The sequence below is a fragment of the Campylobacter sp. IFREMER_LSEM_CL2194 genome (assembly GCF_025771685.1).
Classification (GTDB): domain Bacteria; phylum Campylobacterota; class Campylobacteria; order Campylobacterales; family Campylobacteraceae; genus Campylobacter_D.
This window is the reverse complement of the sequence record NZ_JAKMQS010000013.1, coordinates 16920-35777: the sequence shown is the minus strand read 5'-3', so window position 1 is coordinate 35777 and position 18858 is coordinate 16920. Positions and strand designations below refer to the sequence as shown.

At 29.2% G+C, this 18858-nt stretch carries 21 protein-coding genes and 1 pseudogene; 8 read left to right on the top strand and 14 right to left on the bottom strand.

Annotation, left to right across the window (positions count from 1 at the left end):
- From L8V79_RS07060 to ribA, 3 genes are all read right to left on the bottom strand, one after another.
- Positions 1-361, bottom strand: a 361-nt coding sequence (locus tag L8V79_RS07060; RefSeq protein WP_263664190.1) for a hypothetical protein, incomplete at its 3' end; no start/stop codon positions are given.
- Complete coding sequence (gene rsmG / locus L8V79_RS07055; RefSeq protein WP_412175187.1) at positions 355-942, bottom strand: 16S rRNA (guanine(527)-N(7))-methyltransferase RsmG; 588 nt, start codon at positions 940-942, stop codon at positions 355-357. The genes rsmG and L8V79_RS07060, both read right to left, overlap by 7 nt.
- A 2-nt stretch (positions 943-944) precedes the next feature.
- The gene (ribA, locus tag L8V79_RS07050; protein WP_263664192.1) at positions 945-1505 is read right to left on the bottom strand and encodes a GTP cyclohydrolase II; all 561 of its coding nucleotides are present in this window, start codon (positions 1503-1505) and stop codon (positions 945-947) included.
- Between the two features lie 69 nt (positions 1506-1574).
- On the opposite strand from ribA, the gene hemB reads away from it, so the two are divergent.
- From hemB to L8V79_RS07030, 4 genes and pseudogenes are all read left to right on the top strand, one after another.
- Entirely contained in the window at positions 1575-2555 is a 981-nt protein-coding gene (gene hemB, locus L8V79_RS07045; RefSeq protein ID WP_263703073.1) for a porphobilinogen synthase, read from the top strand.
- Between the two features lie 2 nt (positions 2556-2557).
- Positions 2558-3041: pseudogene (locus L8V79_RS07040) on the top strand (DUF2603 domain-containing protein).
- The gene (hemN, locus tag L8V79_RS07035) at positions 3028-4383 is read left to right on the top strand and encodes an oxygen-independent coproporphyrinogen III oxidase (RefSeq protein WP_263703071.1); all 1356 of its coding nucleotides are present in this window, start codon (positions 3028-3030) and stop codon (positions 4381-4383) included. Before L8V79_RS07040 ends, hemN begins: the two are co-directional and overlap by 14 nt.
- A gap of 1 nt (position 4384) precedes the next feature.
- Positions 4385-5659 (top strand): (Fe-S)-binding protein, encoded by a 1275-nt coding sequence (locus tag L8V79_RS07030; protein WP_263703070.1) that lies wholly within the window; start codon positions 4385-4387, stop codon positions 5657-5659.
- Here the strand turns inward: L8V79_RS07030 and L8V79_RS07025 are convergent.
- The 3 genes from L8V79_RS07025 to L8V79_RS07015 are packed head-to-tail and all read right to left on the bottom strand — an operon-like array spanning position 5656 to position 7896.
- The gene (locus L8V79_RS07025; protein ID WP_133319819.1) at positions 5656-5865 is read right to left on the bottom strand and encodes a hypothetical protein; all 210 of its coding nucleotides are present in this window, start codon (positions 5863-5865) and stop codon (positions 5656-5658) included. The genes L8V79_RS07030 and L8V79_RS07025 overlap by 4 nt on opposite strands.
- Before the next feature lie 37 nt (positions 5866-5902).
- Positions 5903-6910 carry an alanine racemase gene (locus tag L8V79_RS07020; protein ID WP_263703069.1) on the bottom strand — a complete coding sequence of 336 codons (1008 nt, stop codon included), beginning with the start codon at positions 6908-6910 and terminating at the stop codon, positions 5903-5905.
- Positions 6910-7896, bottom strand: coding sequence for a L,D-transpeptidase family protein (locus L8V79_RS07015; protein WP_412175032.1), 987 nt, complete (start codon positions 7894-7896; stop codon positions 6910-6912). The genes L8V79_RS07020 and L8V79_RS07015 overlap by 1 nt, the downstream gene beginning before the upstream one ends.
- A 110-nt stretch (positions 7897-8006) precedes the next feature.
- On the opposite strand from L8V79_RS07015, the gene L8V79_RS07010 reads away from it, so the two are divergent.
- From L8V79_RS07010 to L8V79_RS07000, 3 genes are read left to right on the top strand one after another with little or no spacing between them, the layout of a single operon-like run.
- Complete coding sequence (locus tag L8V79_RS07010) at positions 8007-8426, top strand: copper chaperone PCu(A)C (protein ID WP_039668649.1); 420 nt, start codon at positions 8007-8009, stop codon at positions 8424-8426.
- Positions 8426-8872 carry a hypothetical protein gene (locus L8V79_RS07005; RefSeq protein WP_263703068.1) on the top strand — a complete coding sequence of 149 codons (447 nt, stop codon included), beginning with the start codon at positions 8426-8428 and terminating at the stop codon, positions 8870-8872. The genes L8V79_RS07010 and L8V79_RS07005 overlap by 1 nt, the downstream gene beginning before the upstream one ends.
- 3 nt (positions 8873-8875) lie before the next feature.
- Complete coding sequence (locus tag L8V79_RS07000; RefSeq protein ID WP_263703067.1) at positions 8876-9433, top strand: SCO family protein; 558 nt, start codon at positions 8876-8878, stop codon at positions 9431-9433.
- A gap of 11 nt (positions 9434-9444) precedes the next feature.
- Here L8V79_RS07000 and L8V79_RS06995 read toward each other — a convergent pair whose 3' ends face one another.
- The 6 genes from L8V79_RS06995 to mapA all read right to left on the bottom strand — a co-directional run bounded on the left by L8V79_RS06995 (position 9445) and on the right by mapA (position 15548).
- Positions 9445-10647: an ABC transporter permease gene (locus tag L8V79_RS06995; RefSeq protein WP_263703065.1), complete on the bottom strand. Its 1203-nt coding sequence runs from the start codon at positions 10645-10647 to the stop codon at positions 9445-9447.
- Positions 10648-10709: 62 nt separating this feature from the next.
- The gene (locus tag L8V79_RS06990) at positions 10710-11156 is read right to left on the bottom strand and encodes a hypothetical protein (RefSeq protein ID WP_263679646.1); all 447 of its coding nucleotides are present in this window, start codon (positions 11154-11156) and stop codon (positions 10710-10712) included.
- Positions 11132-11650, bottom strand: a complete 519-nt coding sequence (locus tag L8V79_RS06985) for an LPP20 family lipoprotein (protein WP_257397303.1) — start codon at positions 11648-11650, stop codon at positions 11132-11134. The genes L8V79_RS06990 and L8V79_RS06985 overlap by 25 nt, the downstream gene beginning before the upstream one ends.
- A 59-nt stretch (positions 11651-11709) precedes the next feature.
- Positions 11710-14295, bottom strand: coding sequence for a DNA gyrase subunit A (gene gyrA / locus L8V79_RS06980; RefSeq protein ID WP_263703063.1), 2586 nt, complete (start codon positions 14293-14295; stop codon positions 11710-11712).
- 36 nt (positions 14296-14331) lie between these two features.
- On the bottom strand, positions 14332-14904 hold the full coding sequence (locus L8V79_RS06975; RefSeq protein WP_263703062.1) for a ComF family protein: 573 nt from the start codon (positions 14902-14904) through the stop codon (positions 14332-14334).
- Positions 14901-15548 (bottom strand): outer membrane lipoprotein MapA, encoded by a 648-nt coding sequence (mapA, locus tag L8V79_RS06970; RefSeq protein WP_263703060.1) that lies wholly within the window; start codon positions 15546-15548, stop codon positions 14901-14903. The genes L8V79_RS06975 and mapA overlap by 4 nt, the downstream gene beginning before the upstream one ends.
- A gap of 206 nt (positions 15549-15754) precedes the next feature.
- On the opposite strand from mapA, the gene L8V79_RS06965 reads away from it, so the two are divergent.
- Positions 15755-17116, top strand: a complete 1362-nt coding sequence (locus L8V79_RS06965; protein WP_263703059.1) for a DASS family sodium-coupled anion symporter — start codon at positions 15755-15757, stop codon at positions 17114-17116.
- Between the two features lie 4 nt (positions 17117-17120).
- Here the strand turns inward: L8V79_RS06965 and L8V79_RS06960 are convergent, their stop codons facing one another.
- Together L8V79_RS06960 and thiH are read right to left on the bottom strand one after the other, a co-directional pair.
- Complete coding sequence (locus L8V79_RS06960) at positions 17121-17735, bottom strand: thiamine phosphate synthase (RefSeq protein ID WP_263703058.1); 615 nt, start codon at positions 17733-17735, stop codon at positions 17121-17123.
- A complete protein-coding gene (gene thiH, locus L8V79_RS06955; protein WP_263679636.1) occupies positions 17725-18858 on the bottom strand; it encodes a 2-iminoacetate synthase ThiH in 1134 nt (377 codons plus the stop codon). The genes L8V79_RS06960 and thiH overlap by 11 nt, the downstream gene beginning before the upstream one ends.

Genomic DNA, 18858 nt, shown 5'->3' with positions numbered 1-18858 from the left:
AGTTGATGAAGGATTTTAAGCAAACTCCATCTACATTTAATTCATAAGCTTTTTTCAGGTTATTTTTTAAAGTATCAAGTAAAAATAAAATTTTAGAATCAAACATATAAAACTCGGCCATCTTTGATGCAATTTTTGCCAAATTTTCATCTTTTATTAAAATGTATTTTGCGCCCAATGCATTAGAAAGTAAAATTTCTTCTTCGTTTTTAACAAAAATACCAAAATCTACTTTTTCATCTTTTGCATTTTTAATAACCGATTCATCATATTCAAAACAATTCACATTGGTTTTAATAAAAATATTTTCATAATGACTAAATTTTTGCATATTTATCAAAGGATGTCCAAAAATTAACATAGCTTTTCCTTTACTTTTAAAAGACAATAATTTCTAAAACCACGGTTGAAAATTTTATAATCTTTCATTCCTTGTAGTTCATCATAAACCTCGCTACCTTTATAAAGCAAAAATGAAGTTTTTTCATCATAAAAACCATTTGAAATTTCAATCAAAGGTTTTATATCCATCAAAGCCCTTGATATGATTAAATCTACTTTGAAAGGTGGATGATTTTGTAATTTTTCTTTTATGATATTTATATTTATCAAATTAAGCTCAGTTTTAATCACTCTTAAAAAAGAAGCCTTTTTAACACTGGGCTCAAATAGAAAAAAATTACTATTTTCCAAAATACATGCTAAAAATATTGCAGGAAAACCAGCCCCACTTCCAACATCAACAATCTTTTTTTTATCAATCAAATCACAATAGTCTAAAATTTTTATACTATCGATAATATTGTCGTCTATGTTTTCAAGATGAGTTAGATTATGCACAGCATTAAATTTTTTTAACAACTCTTTATAAAGCGCGATTCTTTGGTAAAAATCATCTTTATTTGCAAAATCTTTTAAAAAATTTAATTGCTCTTCATAAATTTTCAATTTAAATGCCCCATTTGCGTATGTTTAATTTCCAAATAATCTTTATTAAAACGATTTGCTTCAATTAAAATAGGAATTCTTAAATTTACTTTCCCTTTTAAAGAGCTAAGTTTTTCAGGATTATTAGTCAAAAGATTAATCTTAGTAATCTGATAATGTTTAAGCATAAAATCTACTATTTCATAACTACGCTCATCTGCTTTAAATCCTAATTGATGATTTGCCTCTATAGTATTAAAACCCTTATCTTGCAAAGCATAAGCATTAATTTTATTAAAAAGTCCTATACCTCTTCCTTCCTGTCTTAGATAAATCACCATACCACCATGCTCTTGGATATATTTCAATGAAAAGTCAAGTTGCTCACCGCAATCACATTTTAAACTTCCTAAAACATCACCTGTTAAACATTCTGAATGGATTCTAATATTAACTTCTTTTTCTAATTTTCCTTTAAAAATACAAAGATGTTCTTTGTCATTTTCTTTAAAACTTTGTATATTAAATTCTCCAAAACGAGTGGGAAGTTTTGCTATTTCAGAAATTTGAATAGTCATTATTTTCTTCACCTTTTTACAAAAAATATGCTAGAATTTAAGCAATTTTAACAAACAAAAAGGAAATTTATGTTTAAACGCTTTAGAAGATTAAGACTAAATGAGAATATTAGAAGTCTAGTAAAAGAAAATACTTTAAATTTAGATGATTTAATCTACCCCCTTTTTGTTGTAAATGGTACTAATATTAAAAATGAAATCGCATCTATGCCAGGTGTGTTTCAAATGAGCTTAGATGAAATTTTAAAAGAATGCGAAGAACTAATTAGTCTTGGTATTAAAGCTATTATTTTATTTGGTGTGCTAGAAAGTTCTAAAAAAGATAGCTGTGGAAGTGATGCATTAAGCGATGATGGTTTGATTGCTACAAGTCTAAGAGCTATTAAGGCAAAATTTCCTAATTTAGTAGTGATTACCGATCTTTGTTTTTGTGAGTATACTGATCATGGGCATTGTGGTATTATTGATCCAAAAAGCAAAAGTGTGGATAATGATTTAACTTTAGAAATTTCAGCCAAACAAGCTCTAATTCATGCCAAAAATGGCTCTGATATGATAGCACCAAGCGGTATGATGGATGGCATTATTGAAACTTTAAGAAAAACTTTAGATGAAAATGGTTTTGAGAATTTACCTATTATGGCTTATTCTACTAAATTTGCCTCAGCTTATTATGGGCCTTTTAGAGATGTGGCTGATTCTGCGCCAAGCTATGGGGATAGAAAAACCTATCAAATGGATTTTGCTAATGGTAAAGAAGCCTTATGCGAGAGCTTAGAAGATGAAAAACAAGGTGCTGATATTTTGATGGTTAAACCAGCACTTGCGTATTTAGATGTAGTTAAAGATATAGCAAATCATTCCAAACTTCCACTTTGTGTGTATAATGTAAGTGGTGAATATGCTTTATTAAAAGCAGGTCAAAAAGCAGGCGTGATTGATTATGAAAAAATAGTGCTTGAAACTATGCTTGCATTTAAAAGAGCGGGAGCTAAGCTTATCATAACTTATCATGCAAAAGAAATTGCAAAATTATTAAACAAGGAGTAAGATTGGATAGTCTAAGTAAAAAAAGTTCTCAAGATATCATTAATGAATTATCAAATTATTTGGGTATAGAAAAACACAATCAAACCATATTTCATCTAACTCATATAAACGAAAAAGAAAAAAAATTAAGCTTAAAAAATGGCCATGAATTAGCACCTGAACCATGGTTTATAGTAGATGAAAATGGCGAAGTTAAAACTATGTTTTCAGTAAAAACCCTAATTGAGTTTTTACAAAGTGCCAAAAAGATACAAAAGGATAATTTTGAACTTAAACTAGAAAAGGCTATCTATCAACAAATTCCTATTGACTTTAATGATGTATGGACAGTTGCAATGGATGAGATTAAACATCAAGTTTCCAAAGGTATAAAAGAAGTTAATATTGATTTAGATCAATTAATCAGCAATATTCATACAAAACATCCTAACTTATTTATAAACATGAAAGAAATGATGCAAAAAGGCAAAAAATGAGAGATTATAAAAATTTTGTTAAATACTCCAAAGCAGGACCTAGATACACTTCTTATCCTACTGCAGTAGAATTTAACACCCATTTTAAATATGAAGACTATATAAAAATTTTAAAACAACAAACAGCACAATTATCTTTATATTTTCATTTGCCTTTTTGCAGGAGTGCTTGTTATTTTTGCGGTTGTAATGTAATATATACCGCAAAAGAAGAAAGTAAAGAAAGATATTTAAATTATCTTTTTAAAGAACTTGATCTTTTAGCAAATATCATTGACACACAAAGGGAAGTAGCTCAAATGCATTTTGGTGGTGGCACGCCTACTTTTTTTTCTGCTAAACAATTGCAAAGTTTGATTTTTAAAATAAAAAGCATTTTTCCAAATTTTACCCAAGATAGTGAAGTAAGTTGTGAAATTGATCCTAGATTCTTAAATGAAGAACAAGCTGATGTTTTAATTCAAAATGGCTTTAATCGCATTAGTTTTGGCGTGCAAGATTTTAACGAAAAGGTTCAAAAGGAAATTCATAGAATTCAACCTTTTGAACTTACCAAAAATGCAGTAGATATGGTAAGAAAAAAAGGGATAAATTCAGTAAATATGGATTTAATTTATGGCCTTCCTTATCAAAGTCTAGAAAGTTTTAAGCAAACTTTAGAAAAAGCACTGCTGATTAATCCCGATCGCTTTGCTATTTTTAATTATGCACATGTGCCTTGGCTTAAAAAAAATATGAGAAAATTTGACGAAAACACTCTACCAAGTCCTGATGTAAAACTTCAAATTTTAGAATATTGTGAAAAATTTTTAACTCAAAATGGTTATAAAATGATAGGAATGGATCATTTTGCAAAACCACAAGATGAACTTTTTAAAGCCTTAGAAAATGATAGTTTGCATAGAAATTTTCAAGGCTATACTACAAAAGGCGGAACTGATTTAATCGGGATTGGCCTAACAAGTATAGGCGAAGGTAAAAGACACTATATGCAAAATTTCAAAGACATGTCAAGTTATGAAAAAGCTATTGATGAAGGTAGATTACCTTGCGAAAAAGGTATTATGCTTGATGGTGATGATGAATTAAGAAAAGCTATTATTATGGAACTTATGAGTAATTTTGCTCTTAATATAAAAAATATTGAAAGTAAATTTAAGATTGATTTTTTTGAATATTTTAAGCAAGATTTAGAAGAACTCCAAAAACTTAATGAATTTATCAACATAGATAAAACTCATATCAAAGTTAATGAAACAGGAGTACTTTTAATCCGTAATATTGCTATGTGTTTTGATAAATATTTAAAACGCATTAGCGAAGATAAAAAAGTTTTCTCTAAAACGGTTTAATATGTTAAATGTTAATGAAATTTCTAATGCTTGCGTAAAATGTGGAAAATGCATACCAGTTTGCACCATACATGAAATAAATCGTGATGAGAGTACTTCCCCTCGTGGCTTTTTAGATTTAATCAGTGCTTATGAAAACCAAGAACTAGAGCTTGATAAAAATCTTAAAAAAATATTTGAATCATGTTTTTTGTGTACAAATTGCGTTGAAGTTTGTCCAAGCCATTTAAGAGTGGATAGCGCTATTGAAAAAGTGCGTTACGATATAGCACAAAAATTTGGCATTGCTTGGTACAAAAAACTTGCTTTCTTTTTTCTAAGACGCAGAAAAATTCTAGATATTTTAGCAAGATTTGGTTATGTTTTCCAAAGCTGTGCTTTTAGTTTACAACATAAAAATTTGGGAATGAAAGCTAAATTTAACCTACCTTTAATCAAAAAAGATCGTTTGCTTCCTTCTTTAGCTAAAAAAAGCTTTCTAGCTTCTAATCCTGATTTCATAAATAATCAAGGTGAAAAAACCATAGGACTTTTTATAGGCTGCTTGTCAAATTACTCTTATACAAATACGGGCTTTGCTTTGCTTGAAATTTGTAAACATCTTAAAATCAATGTAGATTTATTAAAAGATCAATCTTGTTGTGGTGCTCCTCATTATTTTACTGGAGATTTTAAAAGTATAGAAATTTTAGCTAAAAAAAATATCGTTTATTTTGAAGAAAAATTAAAAACACTAGATTATATCATTATCCCCGAAGCAACCTGTTCTGCGATGATTAATATAGACTATGAACATTTTTTCCACATGCAAAAAGATGAAGAATGGGCTATAAGAGCTAAAAATATTTCTAGTAAAATACTACTTGCAACAAAATATTTTTATGAATATACTAAACTAGAAGAGCTTTTAAAAACAAAGAAAAAATTAAAGACAAAAATTGCATACCACGATCCTTGTCATGCAAGAAAAATGCAAGGTGTTTTTAAAGAACCTAGAGCTTTACTAAAGCAAAATTATGCTTTTAAAGAACTTATCAAGTCAAACGAGTGCTGTGGTTTTGGTGGAGTTAGCATACAAACTGATCATTATGAAAAAGCTTTGCAAGTTGGTATAAGAAAAGCTCAAAATATACAAAAAAGCAATGTGAAAATTATCAGTGCAGAATGTTCAGCTTGTAGAATGCAAATTTCAAATGCATTAGAGCATGAAAAATCCTCCACGCATTTTTTACATCCATTAGAATTGATAGCAAAAATACTTCAAGATAAAAATTAATCTTGAATTTTTATATCTTCGATATTTGATCTATTTTTTTCTATTAAAATTCTATTTTTTTCTATATTTTCACTATTTTTTTTACACTCGTTTTTCAAGATTTCAATATTTTTATATAAAATTTTTATTTTTCTCTCGTAACGATTTATCAATAAAAATACTATAAATAAAAATAAAATTAAAATAGCCCAATTTAAAAATGCCATATTTGCCCTTTCTTTAGATATATTAACACTTTTTATCTTAAACTAAAATTCTTTTCAAATTTGGAGAAAGTTTGACTAAAATTTCATAGTTGATAGTATTAAAAAAACTAGCCATAATATTTGCATCATTTAAAACACAAATTTCATCTTCATCATTCTCACAAGAAAAACTATCCATAGACATTTTTCCAAGCAATTTCTTACCATTAGGAAGAAAAAAATCTTGTTTTCCATCATAACGCAAAAGCCCATCTGCATAACCTAAATCATAAGTTGCTATTTCAAGATCTTCTTTTGCATTATATACACCACCATAACCAACACTTTGACCTTTTTTCAACACTCTTTGGCTTAATTTTTCAGCCCATAAACTTAAAACTTTGCGTAAGTCTTTATTAAAATGCGCATAGCCAAATTGCACAAGCCCTACTCTACAATACTCATCATCTTCTAAAATATTTGCTCTAAATAAAGCTTCAGAATTATGAGAATGAAATACTAAGTTCTTAGCCTCTTCTTGTAATAAATCATAAATTAACTTTTTAGCGTGTTGAAATTTTTGTTTTTGCACAAAATAACTCGCATCTACTTCATCACTTCCTGCAAAATGCATCATCACTCCATGAAGTATCAAATTATTACTTTTTAACCCTTGCATCACTTCTTGAATTTCTTCAAGCAAAATTCCATTTCTATGCATGTTTGTATCTATGACTAAATGAATTTTTGTATTTTTTTTAAGCTTTTTTATGTCATTTTTTGCATTTAATGCATAAATAAATTTTTCACTTTCATTACCATGTGGATGATGAGATAAAATTAAGATATTATCAAAAATATTTTCAAGCTCTTTTGCTTCGTCTTCATTTTTTACGGCTATAAAATTTATACCTTTTGCTCTAGCTATAGGAGCTAAAAGTTTAGCTCCATGACCATAAGCATTATCTTTAAAAACACAAATTACTTTTTCATAACCTCCAGCCTTAGAGGCTATTAGGTCAAGATTATACTCATAAGCTAAGCGATCGATTTTTATATAAGCCATTATTGTTCAGCTAAAATTTGCATTTTATCTTCAACTAGCTTAACATAAAGAACTTTTTCTCCTTTGAATTTATAATTAGTACTACGATAATCTTCATAAAATCCTATTCTAAAAATCTTCTCATTTTTTTCATTTGGATAAGGACTTATGCTAAGATCTGAAAATTTAATAGTTTTTTCTTCTTTTTTAGCAAAAATTCTTTGTTTGTTTTTTGCAAACTGCTCATATGAAAATTTATTTTTATGCTTGAATATTTTTTGATCATAAAAAGATAAGTATTTGTCAATGTCACTTTTTTGCCAACTGTCTTTCCAAGCAAATAAATTTGCTAACAAAATAGCAACTTCTTCATGGTTTGTTCTTACTTTATTTTTTTCCTCTGTCATTGCATATGATTTTCTATCAGCGACTAATTTATTAAAATCTTCTAGTAAATCATTTTGTACAGCAATACAACCTCTAGTTTTATAAGTATCTAAACGCGTTCCATCTAAAGGATATCCATGAATCCAAATTCCACCACCTGTTTTACCTAAAGTTTTATCTAAAACGTTTGGATAAGTTGTCGCAAAAGCAAATGGTCCATAATATGGGTCACCAGGATAAAATTTCTTTCCAAGCTCATAAAAACCTATAGGAGTTTTTAAATCCCCTTCTATTTCTTTATCTCCAGCCAAACCAGTTAAAACATCTTTTTGAATAAATTTCTTTTCTACTTTTCCATCATTATAATGATAAACTCTAATGATTTTGTCGCTTTTATTAGTCAATACAATAGCTACATTTTCTTCGTAGTAACCAAGGCTAACATTTTTATCTTTTATCTCATCAAGCCAAAAATCTTTCTTGCTTAATTCTTGCTCCAACACTTTTTCAACTGCATCAATACCTTGATTTAAATAAATTTTTGCAAGATCGCTTGCATTTACAAATACAACCAGACTAAATAATACTAATATAGTTTTAAACAATTTATACCTTTCTATTAAAATTTAAAACAACAAAGAGATAATTATAATATTTTTACAATAAATATATTTTTAATTTTTTCCGTGTATAATGTTTATGATTGACTAAAAAATATAAAGGAATGATAATGAAAAAATTACTTAGTTTAGCTATATTAAGCACCTTTGCTATTGCAAATGAAATCACTATAAATGATCCTTATGTTAGACAAACTCCGCCAAATTCTAAAACAACAGCAATTTTTTTAGAGCTTAAAAATAATTCTGATAAAGATATAAAACTAATAAAAGCTCAAAGCTCATTAAGTGATACAACTGAAATTCACGATCATATCATGGAAAATGGTAAAAAAATGATGGTGCAAATCCCTCAAATTACCATAAAAGCCAATTCAAGCGCTGAACTTAAGCCAGGTGGCATGCATATTATGATACTAAATCTTAAAGAAAATATCACACCTCAAACCAAAGCTAATTTAACACTTTATTTTGATGATAATAGCACAATTGAACTAAAAGATATTAAGTCAAGAAGTATTAAAAAATAATGAAAAATCTACTTATCTTTGCCCTAGCTATAATCTTTGCTATATGCGGGGCTTATTTTTATACTAATTCAACAAATTCTGGAAAAAAAAGAGAGTTAATCACCACTCTAACGCCTTTAGCATGTGATCTAAATATCCAAGAGTGTGAGTATAATTTTAAAGATAAAAAAATCTTGATAAATTTAAATCCAAAGCCTATAACTACACTAAATGAACTTGATTTAAATATCACTAATTTAGGTGAGTTTAAAAAACTAAACGCTAGAGTTTATGGGCTTAATATGTATATGGGAGATATTGTTCCACAATTTAAAAAAATCAACAACACTTATCATGCTAAATTAGTTTTAAGTTCTTGTGCACTAGATGTGATGCGTTTTAGAATAGAGCTTTTTGATGATGAAACTCCACTAGATTTTTATTTTGACTTTGATGTAAAAAGGTAAAGTATGAAAAAAATAAATATTTTTTTATTAATTGTGGTAATTTTTGGGGTGTTTTTTATATCAGTGCAATATTTTGAAAATAACAAATACAATTTTCACTTAAATTCTGAAAAAGGCATGCTTAGTTTAAAAGATTTTATCGGTAAAAAATTGATTGTATATTTTGGTTATACATATTGTCCTGATGTTTGCCCTAGTGAACTTGCCTTAATTGCCAATGTTTTAGAAAAAATGCCAAATAAAGAAAAAGCTCATGTGGTGTTTATCTCACTAGATCCAGCAAGAGATAGCAATCTAACTCAAACTAGTCAATGGGTAAAATATTTTTATCCAAATTCTACCGCTTTAGTTGCTAAAGATGAAAAAGAATTAGAAAAAGTTACTAAAAATTATGGTGTGGTATATGAAAAAATCAATCTTAAAGATTCTGCTATGGGATATTCTATAGCGCATAGTGGTGAATTTTATCTGATCGATGAGAATGGAAAATTTATTAAAACCATAAAAGATATTAGTTATGAAAGCTTTTTTAACGAAATTCAAAAATTCTTAAACGAATAAATTTTTACAATTTATTCGTTTCTTAAAGTATCTAAAATATCTACTTGAGTTGCTTTTTTGGCAGGATAATAAGAAGATAAACTTACAATCACAATAGCTCCAAAAAGTGTAATACAAAAATCAACTAAAGAAAGTTCTAAAGGCAATTTACTCATACCATAAACATCACTTGGCAAAGAAATAATATCAAAATTTCCAAGCACCCATAAAGCTATAGCTGCAAGAATCACACCTGCTACGATACCACTTCCACCTATCAAAAATCCTAAAGAAAAAAATGTTTTTTTAATCTCTAACTTACTAGCTCCCAAAGAAAGCAATAAAGCTATTTCGCTGCGTCTATTCATCACTATCATCAATAAAGAGCTTACTATATTTAAACTTGCAACTAAAATAATCAACATCAATACTATAAACAAAGCCCTTTTTTCTAAAGCAAGAGCTGCAAAGAAATTCCCATTTTGTTCCCACCAACCGATGCTAGCATATCTTGCACCCAAAAAAGCATCAATTTGTTTAATATCTTCAAAGGGTTTATTTGAATACACATGCACTCCATCATAATTTCCTTGAGGATATGATAAAATTTTAGCTAAGGCTTTAGCATCTGTATACATATAAGCTTTATCATAGGCTAATAACCCTGAAGAAAAATCAGCCTTAACATCAAATCTTTTAACCTGCGGGATAAGCGAAAGACCACTAGCATTTAGATTTGAAAAAATTAGAGTTATTTTTTCATTATCATCTAGTCCAAATTCATCTTTTAAACCCTTACCAATTAAAATATCAAAATTATCTAATTTTTTATCTCCTAAAGCTTGAGCTACTACTTCATTGATCTTTTTTTCATCTTCAAAATTAACCCCAAAAAGCATACCGCCTTCTAATTTTAAATCATTTCTTGCTATGACTTGAGTAGCAATATAAGGACTAAATAATAAATTTGGAAATTTGATTCTTAATTCTTGTAATAATTTATCATCCACACTTGCTCCAAAACGTGGCAATATAGTGATAGGATAATTCATAGTAAAAAGTTTTCTTTCAAATTCCTTATCAAAACCATTCATAATAGCCATTGCAACTAAAAGCACGCAAAGCCCTATACTCACGCCTAAAAAGGCTAAAATTTTTGAAAGCATGATAAAGGGTTGATCTTTATCAAAACGCAAATATTTAAATAATAAATAACGAGGGATACTTTTTTGCATTTTATACTCTTAATATTTTTTTAAGTATTTTAACTTGATTTTTATAAAAGCTAGCTTTGTATTTATTTAAGATAATATACAAAGGCACTATTATCATGAAATTCAACTATAAATCTTAAAGGTAAAATTCTTACATAAGTTTCACTTTGAGCGCTTGCTTGTTCACTTTTTACAAAATCTTTTACATCTATTTTTGCATTAAAAAAGCAATCAATTAAATCATTTTTGTGAGCATTTAAAAAATTAAATTTATCTAATTTTGTCATTTTCTCTTCATCTACCATGCCAAAATCATTGCGCACTAAAGACTTCAAGTCACTTGATGTATAAACTAACTCACAAGCATATTCTAAATTCTTTTTTTTGCTCTTGGTCATAGCCATAGAAATAGTTTCATTTTGATGAAAAAGGATTAAATTTTTATTAGAGAGTTCTGCCCAAAATATAAATTCATCTTGGGCAGTAGCATTAAAAATTATAAGGATTAATAAGCAAACAATTCTTTCCACTTGTCAGCATCGATTTTAAGTTCTACATTTACTCTATAAAGACCATCTTTAAAGTCTTGATCAACTACACTTGCATTTTTAATCAAACCATTTACTTGTGCTGTAATAGTTGAACTTTTAAGCATTGCATCTTTTACTGTATCTTTACCATTAACTCTTACACCATATAACTTACTAGCTAATTGTCTATAAGCATCAGTAATTGCTGCTCTTTTAGCTAAAGCCAAAGCTTGACCAACAGAAACTGTATTTAAAGGAGCAATACCCTCACCCACTGCTGTAAAAGTTAAATCATTGTCTGTGCTTGTATCATTTGCAAGCATTTTTTCTTCTCTAATGATATTACGCACATCATCTTTGTCTACTTTTTGAACTACAACATCAGAACTTGCAGCTTGAGTAGCTTGAGCTTGAGCAGGTTTCGCACCTCTTTGATCTAGTGCACACGCACTAAAACCTAAAGCCAAACAAAACATAAAAATAACTTTTTTCATTTTTACACCTTCAATTTATTTGATATTATTAAGATAGCAAAAAGCATTCCAGAATTTTACTATTCTAAATTTAAATCCATATTAGTTTCAGCATCTAATTCCTCATCTTCTTCTTTAGGGCATTTAGCAATGCTTACAACCTCATCATTTTCCACATTAACAACAATCACACCACTTGTGTTTCTACCTGCCTTTCTAATGCTTTGCATATCAACGCGTATCATCTTACCACTGCTTGTTAATGCCATTAAATCCATACTTTCATCGACTATGACTATTCCGATTAAATCTTTTGTTTTAGCAGTAAGTTTCATACATATTACACCCTTACCACCTCTACTTTGAAGTCTATATTCACCTGCATCAGTACGCTTACCTATACCTTTTGCGCTTACACTTAAAATTTCTTGAGCGTCATTTTCTATAACAACAGCACCCACAACTTCATCATCTTTTTCTTTAAATTTAATCGCAGTCACCCCTCTACTTACGCGGCCAATCTCTCTAACTTTAGCAAGTGGGAATTTAATACACATACCTTTTTTAGTAACTGCAAAAAGCATTTTACCACTAACAATTTCAAGCTCTTCGCTATTTTCATTTGTTTCAATTTCCAGATTATCTTCTGCTTCTAAGTTTTCGTCTGTATTTATATTTACAATTTCATTTTCATCCCTTGCTACGATAATTGCAGTAACAAGTTCATCATTTTCATCTAAATTAATCGCTTTTACACCCACGCTTCTAATGTTTTGATATTCACTTAAATTTGTGCGTTTTACGATACCATTTTTAGTAAAGAAGCACAATGATTTGCTCTCATCAAAATCAGTAGTTGGAATAATTGCCATGATTTTTTCATCTGCTTGCAGATTAATGAGATTAACCACAGCTTTACCTTTGGCAGTTCTACTTCCTTCAGGAATTTTATAAACCTTAAGCCAATAAAGCTGTCCACGATCAGTAACAAACATCAAAGTATCATGTGTGTTTGCCGTAAAGAAGCTTTCTATAAAATCATCATCATAAGTTGTAACCGCGACCTTGCCTTTACCACCGCGTTTTTGTTTTTCATATTGCTTGCTTGGGACACGTTTGATATAACCACGATGAGTAATGGTAACTACCATATTTTCATTTGGTATTAAATCTTCTATATCAATATCATCATAGTCATCTTCAATTTGAGTGATTCTTGGCACATCAAATTTTGTTCTGATTTCTTTTAACTCATCTTTGATTAAATTTTCAAGCAAAGTTTCGCTTTTTAAAATTTGATCAAGCCTTTCAATTTCTGCTAATAATTCTCTTAATTCATTATCAATTTTTTCTCTCTCAAGACCTGTTAAACGGCCTAATTTCATATCTAAAATAGCATTAGATTGAAGCTCGCTTAGACCAAATTTTTGCATTAATAAATTTTTAGCCGTTGGATTATCAGGAGAGTTTTTAATCAAAGCTATCACTTCATCAATATTATCTAGTGCTATTTTTAAACCTTCTAAAATATGCGCTCTAGCTCTAGCTTTTTGCAGCTCATAAATAGTTCTTCTAATAATTACAGTTTTTCTATGATTTAAGAATAAATTTAAAAGTTCAATTAAAGAAAAAACTTTTGGTTCTTTATTATGTATAGCAAGCATAATTACACCAAAAGTGCTTTCCATAGTGGTAGATTTAAAAAGATTATTTAACACAATCTCGCTCATAGCATCGCGTTTTAGCTCAATTACTACGCGAATTCCTTCTCTATCACTCTCATCTCTAACTTCAGCAATACCTTCGATTTGTTTTTCTTTAGCAAGTTCAGCAATTTGCTCTATCAATCTTGCTTTATTAGTTTGATAAGGAAGTTCATCTATTACAATAATATCTTTATTAGCTCTTTTTTCAATATGGGTTTTTGCTCTTACTTTTACCCTACCACGACCTGTACGGTAAGCTTCTATAATACCCTTTTTACCAAAGATAATACCACCGGTTGGAAAATCAGGGCCTTTGATAAATTGCATTATTTCTTCTAAGCTTGCATTTTTATTATCAATTAAATAAAGCAAACCATCAATAAGCTCATTTAAGCTATGCGGAGGAATATTAGTAGCCATACCTACTGCAATACCACTTGAACCATTAAGTAATAAATTTGGCACCCTAGCAGGTAAAACATCAGGCTCACTCATAGAATCATCATAATTTGGTATAAAATCAACTGTATCTTTTTCTATATCACGCAAAAGTTCTTCAGCTAAAATCGTCATCCTAGCTTCAGTATAACGCATTGCAGCAGCACCATCACCATCAATAGAACCAAAGTTTCCTTGCCCATCTACGCTTGGATAACGCATAGAAAAATCTTGTGCCATTCTTACTAAAGCATCATATACAGCTGTATCACCATGTGGATGGTATTTACCGATTACATCACCCACTATACGCGCTGATTTTTTGTATGCACTACGACTTCCAACACCTAAATCATTCATAGCATATAAAATTCTTCTATGAACAGGCTTAAGTCCATCTCTAGCATCAGGTAAAGCACGGCCTATAATAACACTCATAGAATAATCTAAATAACTACTCTTTATAGAACTTTCTATATCTATATTTTCAATATCTGAATCTTTAGTAAAAATATTTTCCATAAAAATCCTTAAAATTAATCTTTATATTTTAGCAGATTATTCTTTTGCATTAGCTAAAACTAAAGCAAAAAGTACTTCGATATTATTTTTTTCTAAAAGCTCTCTTGCTTCAAGCAAACTTAATCCCGTAGTTACAACATCATCTACTAAAATTACAGGGTATTTTGGACGCTTTAAAAGCTTATAAGATCTTTTATTATCTTTACGAAATTGCAAACTTTTTCCACTATATTTAAATTCTGAATTAGCTTGCAAAGCATGATACATAGGTTTTATAAATTGAGTTTTTAAATGTTTGGTTAAAATAGCAGTATGAGAGTAATTTTTATATGTTTTATCATCTAAGGCTATGGCGTTAATTTCACAAGAGGGTTGAAAAAAATCTTTAAATTTAGCAAAACTTAATTTTGCAAGCGCATTTAAAACAAAATATCCTTGAAATTTGTGTTTAAAATAAATTAGATGTTTAATTTGTTCATATTGATAAAAATAATAAACCTTGAAACCTTTATCAAGCTCTCTTATACCTAAAGAATATTCTAAAAGCTCTTCCTTGCAAGCTGGACAAAAGCTCGCAAAGGAAATTCCATGGCAGTTAAAACACTTCACAAAGAGCTAATGATATCTGCAGATTTATTAGCCACTTGTTTTATAAGAAGCTGAGTGAAGAAAGGCAGATCTTTAATATTATAAAAACCTTTAACTTCTTGTTTAGTTTTAATATTAATAGTTTTATTAGTATTAATATCCTTTAGCGTTAATTGACTAGTAATAATTGAAAATAAAGAATTAGAATCAAATTTAGAATAAAAATCATTAAAACTTAAATCTACTCTTAAAACATAAGGAGAATCTTGTGTATTTTCAACCACTACTATACCTCTATTTTCTAATTCTTCTTTTAAAAACACATAAAAATAGTAGTTAAAATTTTCATTAATATAATAATTATTTCCATTAGAAGAAGAATATTTCAAATTCTCATTTAAATCATACACTCTATGAATATAAACTTTTTTCAAAGAAGCACTTTTATCAATTGTTCTTTTATTTGTACAATACTTAAGTCCTACATCACTAATATACACAAGACCTTTAATTTTTGCTTCATATGCTTTAGAATCAGAAGGATTATAACACTGTGCTTGGATTTTTACAACTTCATTAACCTTAGCTACACCTTGATTTTTAGGGTTTATAGCACAAGCGCCAAAAAACAAAGCTAAAATACATACGAATATTTTTTTAAACATTATCTTTCCTTAAAAGCAATCATCTTTTTGATTAAGATGATTTTTAATCAGCAAAAATTATACCAAAAACAAATGAATTTTACTAAAAATTACTTTTTTTCACACAAAAATAATTTTGTAAAAAAAAATTATATAAAAATTAATATTTAAAAGAAAATTCATTTAGAATATGTTACAAAACTACAATATTTTAAAGGAGTTGTTAAATGAGTTCAAACACAAAAACACTTATAGTTATTGCTGATTTAGTGTTGCTTATCGCTTTGCTTTATTTCTCCCCTTTTGGCGAAACTAAGGTAAACCAAGGATTATCCCTGTTGATCTTTATCGCTATATTGTGGCTTAGCGAAGCTTTGCATGTTACTATTACAGCTATTTTAGTACCTGTTTTAGCAGCCATCTTAGGATTATTACCTACTGCTAAGGCTTTAACAGGCTTTGCTGATTCTAATATCTTTTTATTTTTTGGTGGTTTTGCTCTAGCAGCAGCCATGCATCATCAAAAACTAGATAAGCTAATTGCGCATAAAATTTTAACCCTAGCAAAGGGACATTTAGGTTTATCAAGTTTATATATTTTTATCACTACTGCATTTTTATCTATGTGGATGAGCAATACTGCAACTGCAGCCATGATGCTTCCGCTTGCTATAGGTATGCTAGCTTCGCTTGATCCACAAAAAGATAGAAATACTTATGTTTTCATTCTTTTAGGTATAGCTTTTAGTGCAAGTATAGGTGGTATAGGCACTATAGTGGGAACTCCGCCAAATGCTATTGTTGCTACTCAATTACACATTAGCTTTGCACAGTGGTTAAAATATGGTATTCCTATTGTTTTAATCTTTTTACCTGCAATGATTTTGATTTTGTATTTTATGTTTAAACCAAGGTTTAATCTACAAGTTGATTTACACACTGAAAATATAGAACTTACAAGACCTAGAATCATCACTTTAATAATCTTTTTAGTGGTTGCGCTATCTTGGATTTTTAGTGGCAATATAGGTCCTATCATCACAAGTATTTTTGGACATAAAATAGCAAATCTTGATGCAATTATTGCCTTGCTTGCAGCTGTTTTAGTATGTGCATTTAAAGTAATTGATTGGAAAAATGTACAAAAAAATACTGATTGGGGCGTGTTAATGCTCTTTGGTGGAGGTATTACTCTAAGTGTAGTGTTAAAAGATTCAGGTGCTAGCAAGGTTATGGCTGATACTATTATTTCATTTATAGAAAATGGACATTTATTTGTTATAGGCTTAATCATAGCATTTTTTATAGTATTTTTAACAGAATTTACCTCAAATACTGCTTCAGCAGCCTTGCTTGTGCCTTTGTTTATCTCTATAGCAGATACTTTAGGTGTTCCTGCTTTAGGACTTGCTTTAATTATTGCTATTGGCGCTTCTTGTGCTTTCATGCTACCAGTTGCTACACCACCAAATGCTATAGTTTTTGGTACTGGCCATATCAAACAACAAGAAATGGTAAGAGTAGGAATCATACTAAATATATTCTGTTCAATTAGCCTTGCAATAATTGCATATTTCTTCTGGTTATAATCTTTTAGTCCTTTTGGACTAAAAGGTCTTTACATCTTAAAATATATTTTTTTACATTTTCACTTTTATACAAAGCTTCTCTTATACACACACCTGCTAAATTTAAATCTTTTAAGTGGTTTATAGTTTGAGTATTTATGCCACCTATGGCATAAATGGGTATTTTTGAAACTTCTAACAAATCTTTTAAATTCTTAATACCTTTTGGAGCTAAATCAGCCTTACAAGAGCTTTCAAATACATGTCCAAAAAAAGCATGACTTACTTTAAGCTTATAAGCTAAATCTAATTCTTCTTTAGAATGGATGGAAGTACCCAAAAGCTCAAATTTTTTATAGCTTTGTAGGCAATTTTGTAAAACAAATAAAGGAGCATGAAAAAATTGATGATTTAATTTTAAACAAACTTCATAATGATAATGCAAAAAGCAAATCTTTTGAGTTTTATTAAAAATTTTTAATACTTCTTTGGCTAATTTAGCGTATTCTAACTCATCTAAATGTTTTTCTCTAAGCACTAAAGCATCAATACTACTTTGACTTAGTTTTTCAATAAAATTTAAAAAATCTCCTTGGGTATTTTGACTATCACTAATAGCAATGACTTTTTTATCCCACATAAATACTATCGCTCATTATAGCTTGCAAATTTGCATTTTTTAACATAGCTAAAACCTCATCAACACTACGCATATCACTAATTTGAAATTGATCATCGCCTTTTTTATCGCCTTGATGCTCACCTACTCCCACGCTCACACCTGCACTCATTTTAGTAGCTCCAAGTTTAATAACCCCGTCTCTAAATCCTGCTCTTTCACGCGTAGAAATCGTAATACCTGCAAAAGGTAAAAACAATCTATAAGCACATAAAACTTGCAAAAGTCTTGTTTCACTTACATCTTTTGGATGAATTTTTTTATTATTAATAATAGGTCTTAATCTAGGGATAGACAAAGCTATTTCAGCATGAGGGTATTTTTGCTGTAAAAAATACGCATGCAATGCCGTAGCAAAAGCATCTTTTCTAAAATCATCTATACCAAGTAAAGCTCCAAAAGCAACCCCTCTCATACCCGCTTTTAACGCTCGCTCTTGCGCATGAAAACGATACTCAAATACACTTTTTTCACCTTCAATATGAATTTTAGAATAAGTTTTTTGATTGTAAGTTTCTTGATAAACACTTACATATTCGCAACCCTTTTCATGAAGCAGTGCATACTCATCTACATTCATAGGATAAACTTCAATCCCAACGACCTTAAAATACTCTTTTGCTATCTCACAAGCTTTGGCAAGATATTCCACGCTAGCATACTCCCTGCCCTCACCTGTTAAGAGTAAAATTTCTTCCAAACCACTTTTTTTAATCTCTTGCATTTCTTTGTGAATTTCAGCCTCATTTAGCTTAGCTCTTTTAATGTTATTTCCTTTTTGAAACCCACAATAAGTGCATTTGCTATTGCAAAAATTAGAAAGATATAAAGGTGTAAAAAGCAAAATGGAATTTCCAAAATATTTTTGAGTAATCTTGCTTGATTTTTGCGCCAAATCTTCTATAAAATCTTCCGCTGTGCTTGAAAGCAAGGCTTTTAAATCTTCTAAGTTAAGATAATCTTTAGCTAAAGCTTGTTTTACATCAAAAGCGCTAAATTTACTTTCATCAAAATTTTCAACTTCTTTTAAAACCTTAGTTGAAATTTCACTTTCAATACTTTGCATATGAGGATATTTTTGCAT

Bases quoted from the DNA above. Each gene is read 5' to 3' on its own strand.
- ribA (WP_263664192.1), bottom strand. From the start codon at position 1,505: ATGACTATTCAAATTTCTGAAATAGCAAAACTTCCCACTCGTTTTGGA.
- hemB (WP_263703073.1), top strand. From the start codon at position 1,575: ATGTTTAAACGCTTTAGAAGATTAAGACTAAATGAGAATATTAGAAGT.
- hemN (WP_263703071.1), top strand. From the start codon at position 3,028: ATGAGAGATTATAAAAATTTTGTTAAATACTCCAAAGCAGGACCTAGA.
- L8V79_RS07030 (WP_263703070.1), top strand. From the start codon at position 4,385: ATGTTAAATGTTAATGAAATTTCTAATGCTTGCGTAAAATGTGGAAAA.
- L8V79_RS07025 (WP_133319819.1), bottom strand. From the start codon at position 5,865: ATGGCATTTTTAAATTGGGCTATTTTAATTTTATTTTTATTTATAGTA.
- L8V79_RS07020 (WP_263703069.1), bottom strand. From the start codon at position 6,910: ATGGCTTATATAAAAATCGATCGCTTAGCTTATGAGTATAATCTTGAC.
- L8V79_RS07010 (WP_039668649.1), top strand. From the start codon at position 8,007: ATGAAAAAATTACTTAGTTTAGCTATATTAAGCACCTTTGCTATTGCA.
- L8V79_RS07005 (WP_263703068.1), top strand. From the start codon at position 8,426: ATGAAAAATCTACTTATCTTTGCCCTAGCTATAATCTTTGCTATATGC.
- L8V79_RS07000 (WP_263703067.1), top strand. From the start codon at position 8,876: ATGAAAAAAATAAATATTTTTTTATTAATTGTGGTAATTTTTGGGGTG.
- L8V79_RS06995 (WP_263703065.1), bottom strand. From the start codon at position 10,647: ATGCAAAAAAGTATCCCTCGTTATTTATTATTTAAATATTTGCGTTTT.
- L8V79_RS06985 (WP_257397303.1), bottom strand. From the start codon at position 11,650: ATGAAAAAAGTTATTTTTATGTTTTGTTTGGCTTTAGGTTTTAGTGCG.
- gyrA (WP_263703063.1), bottom strand. From the start codon at position 14,295: ATGGAAAATATTTTTACTAAAGATTCAGATATTGAAAATATAGATATA.
- mapA (WP_263703060.1), bottom strand. From the start codon at position 15,548: ATGTTTAAAAAAATATTCGTATGTATTTTAGCTTTGTTTTTTGGCGCT.
- L8V79_RS06965 (WP_263703059.1), top strand. From the start codon at position 15,755: ATGAGTTCAAACACAAAAACACTTATAGTTATTGCTGATTTAGTGTTG.
- L8V79_RS06960 (WP_263703058.1), bottom strand. From the start codon at position 17,735: ATGTGGGATAAAAAAGTCATTGCTATTAGTGATAGTCAAAATACCCAA.
- thiH (WP_263679636.1), bottom strand. From the start codon at position 18,858: ATGCAAAAATATCCTCATATGCAAAGTATTGAAAGTGAAATTTCAACT.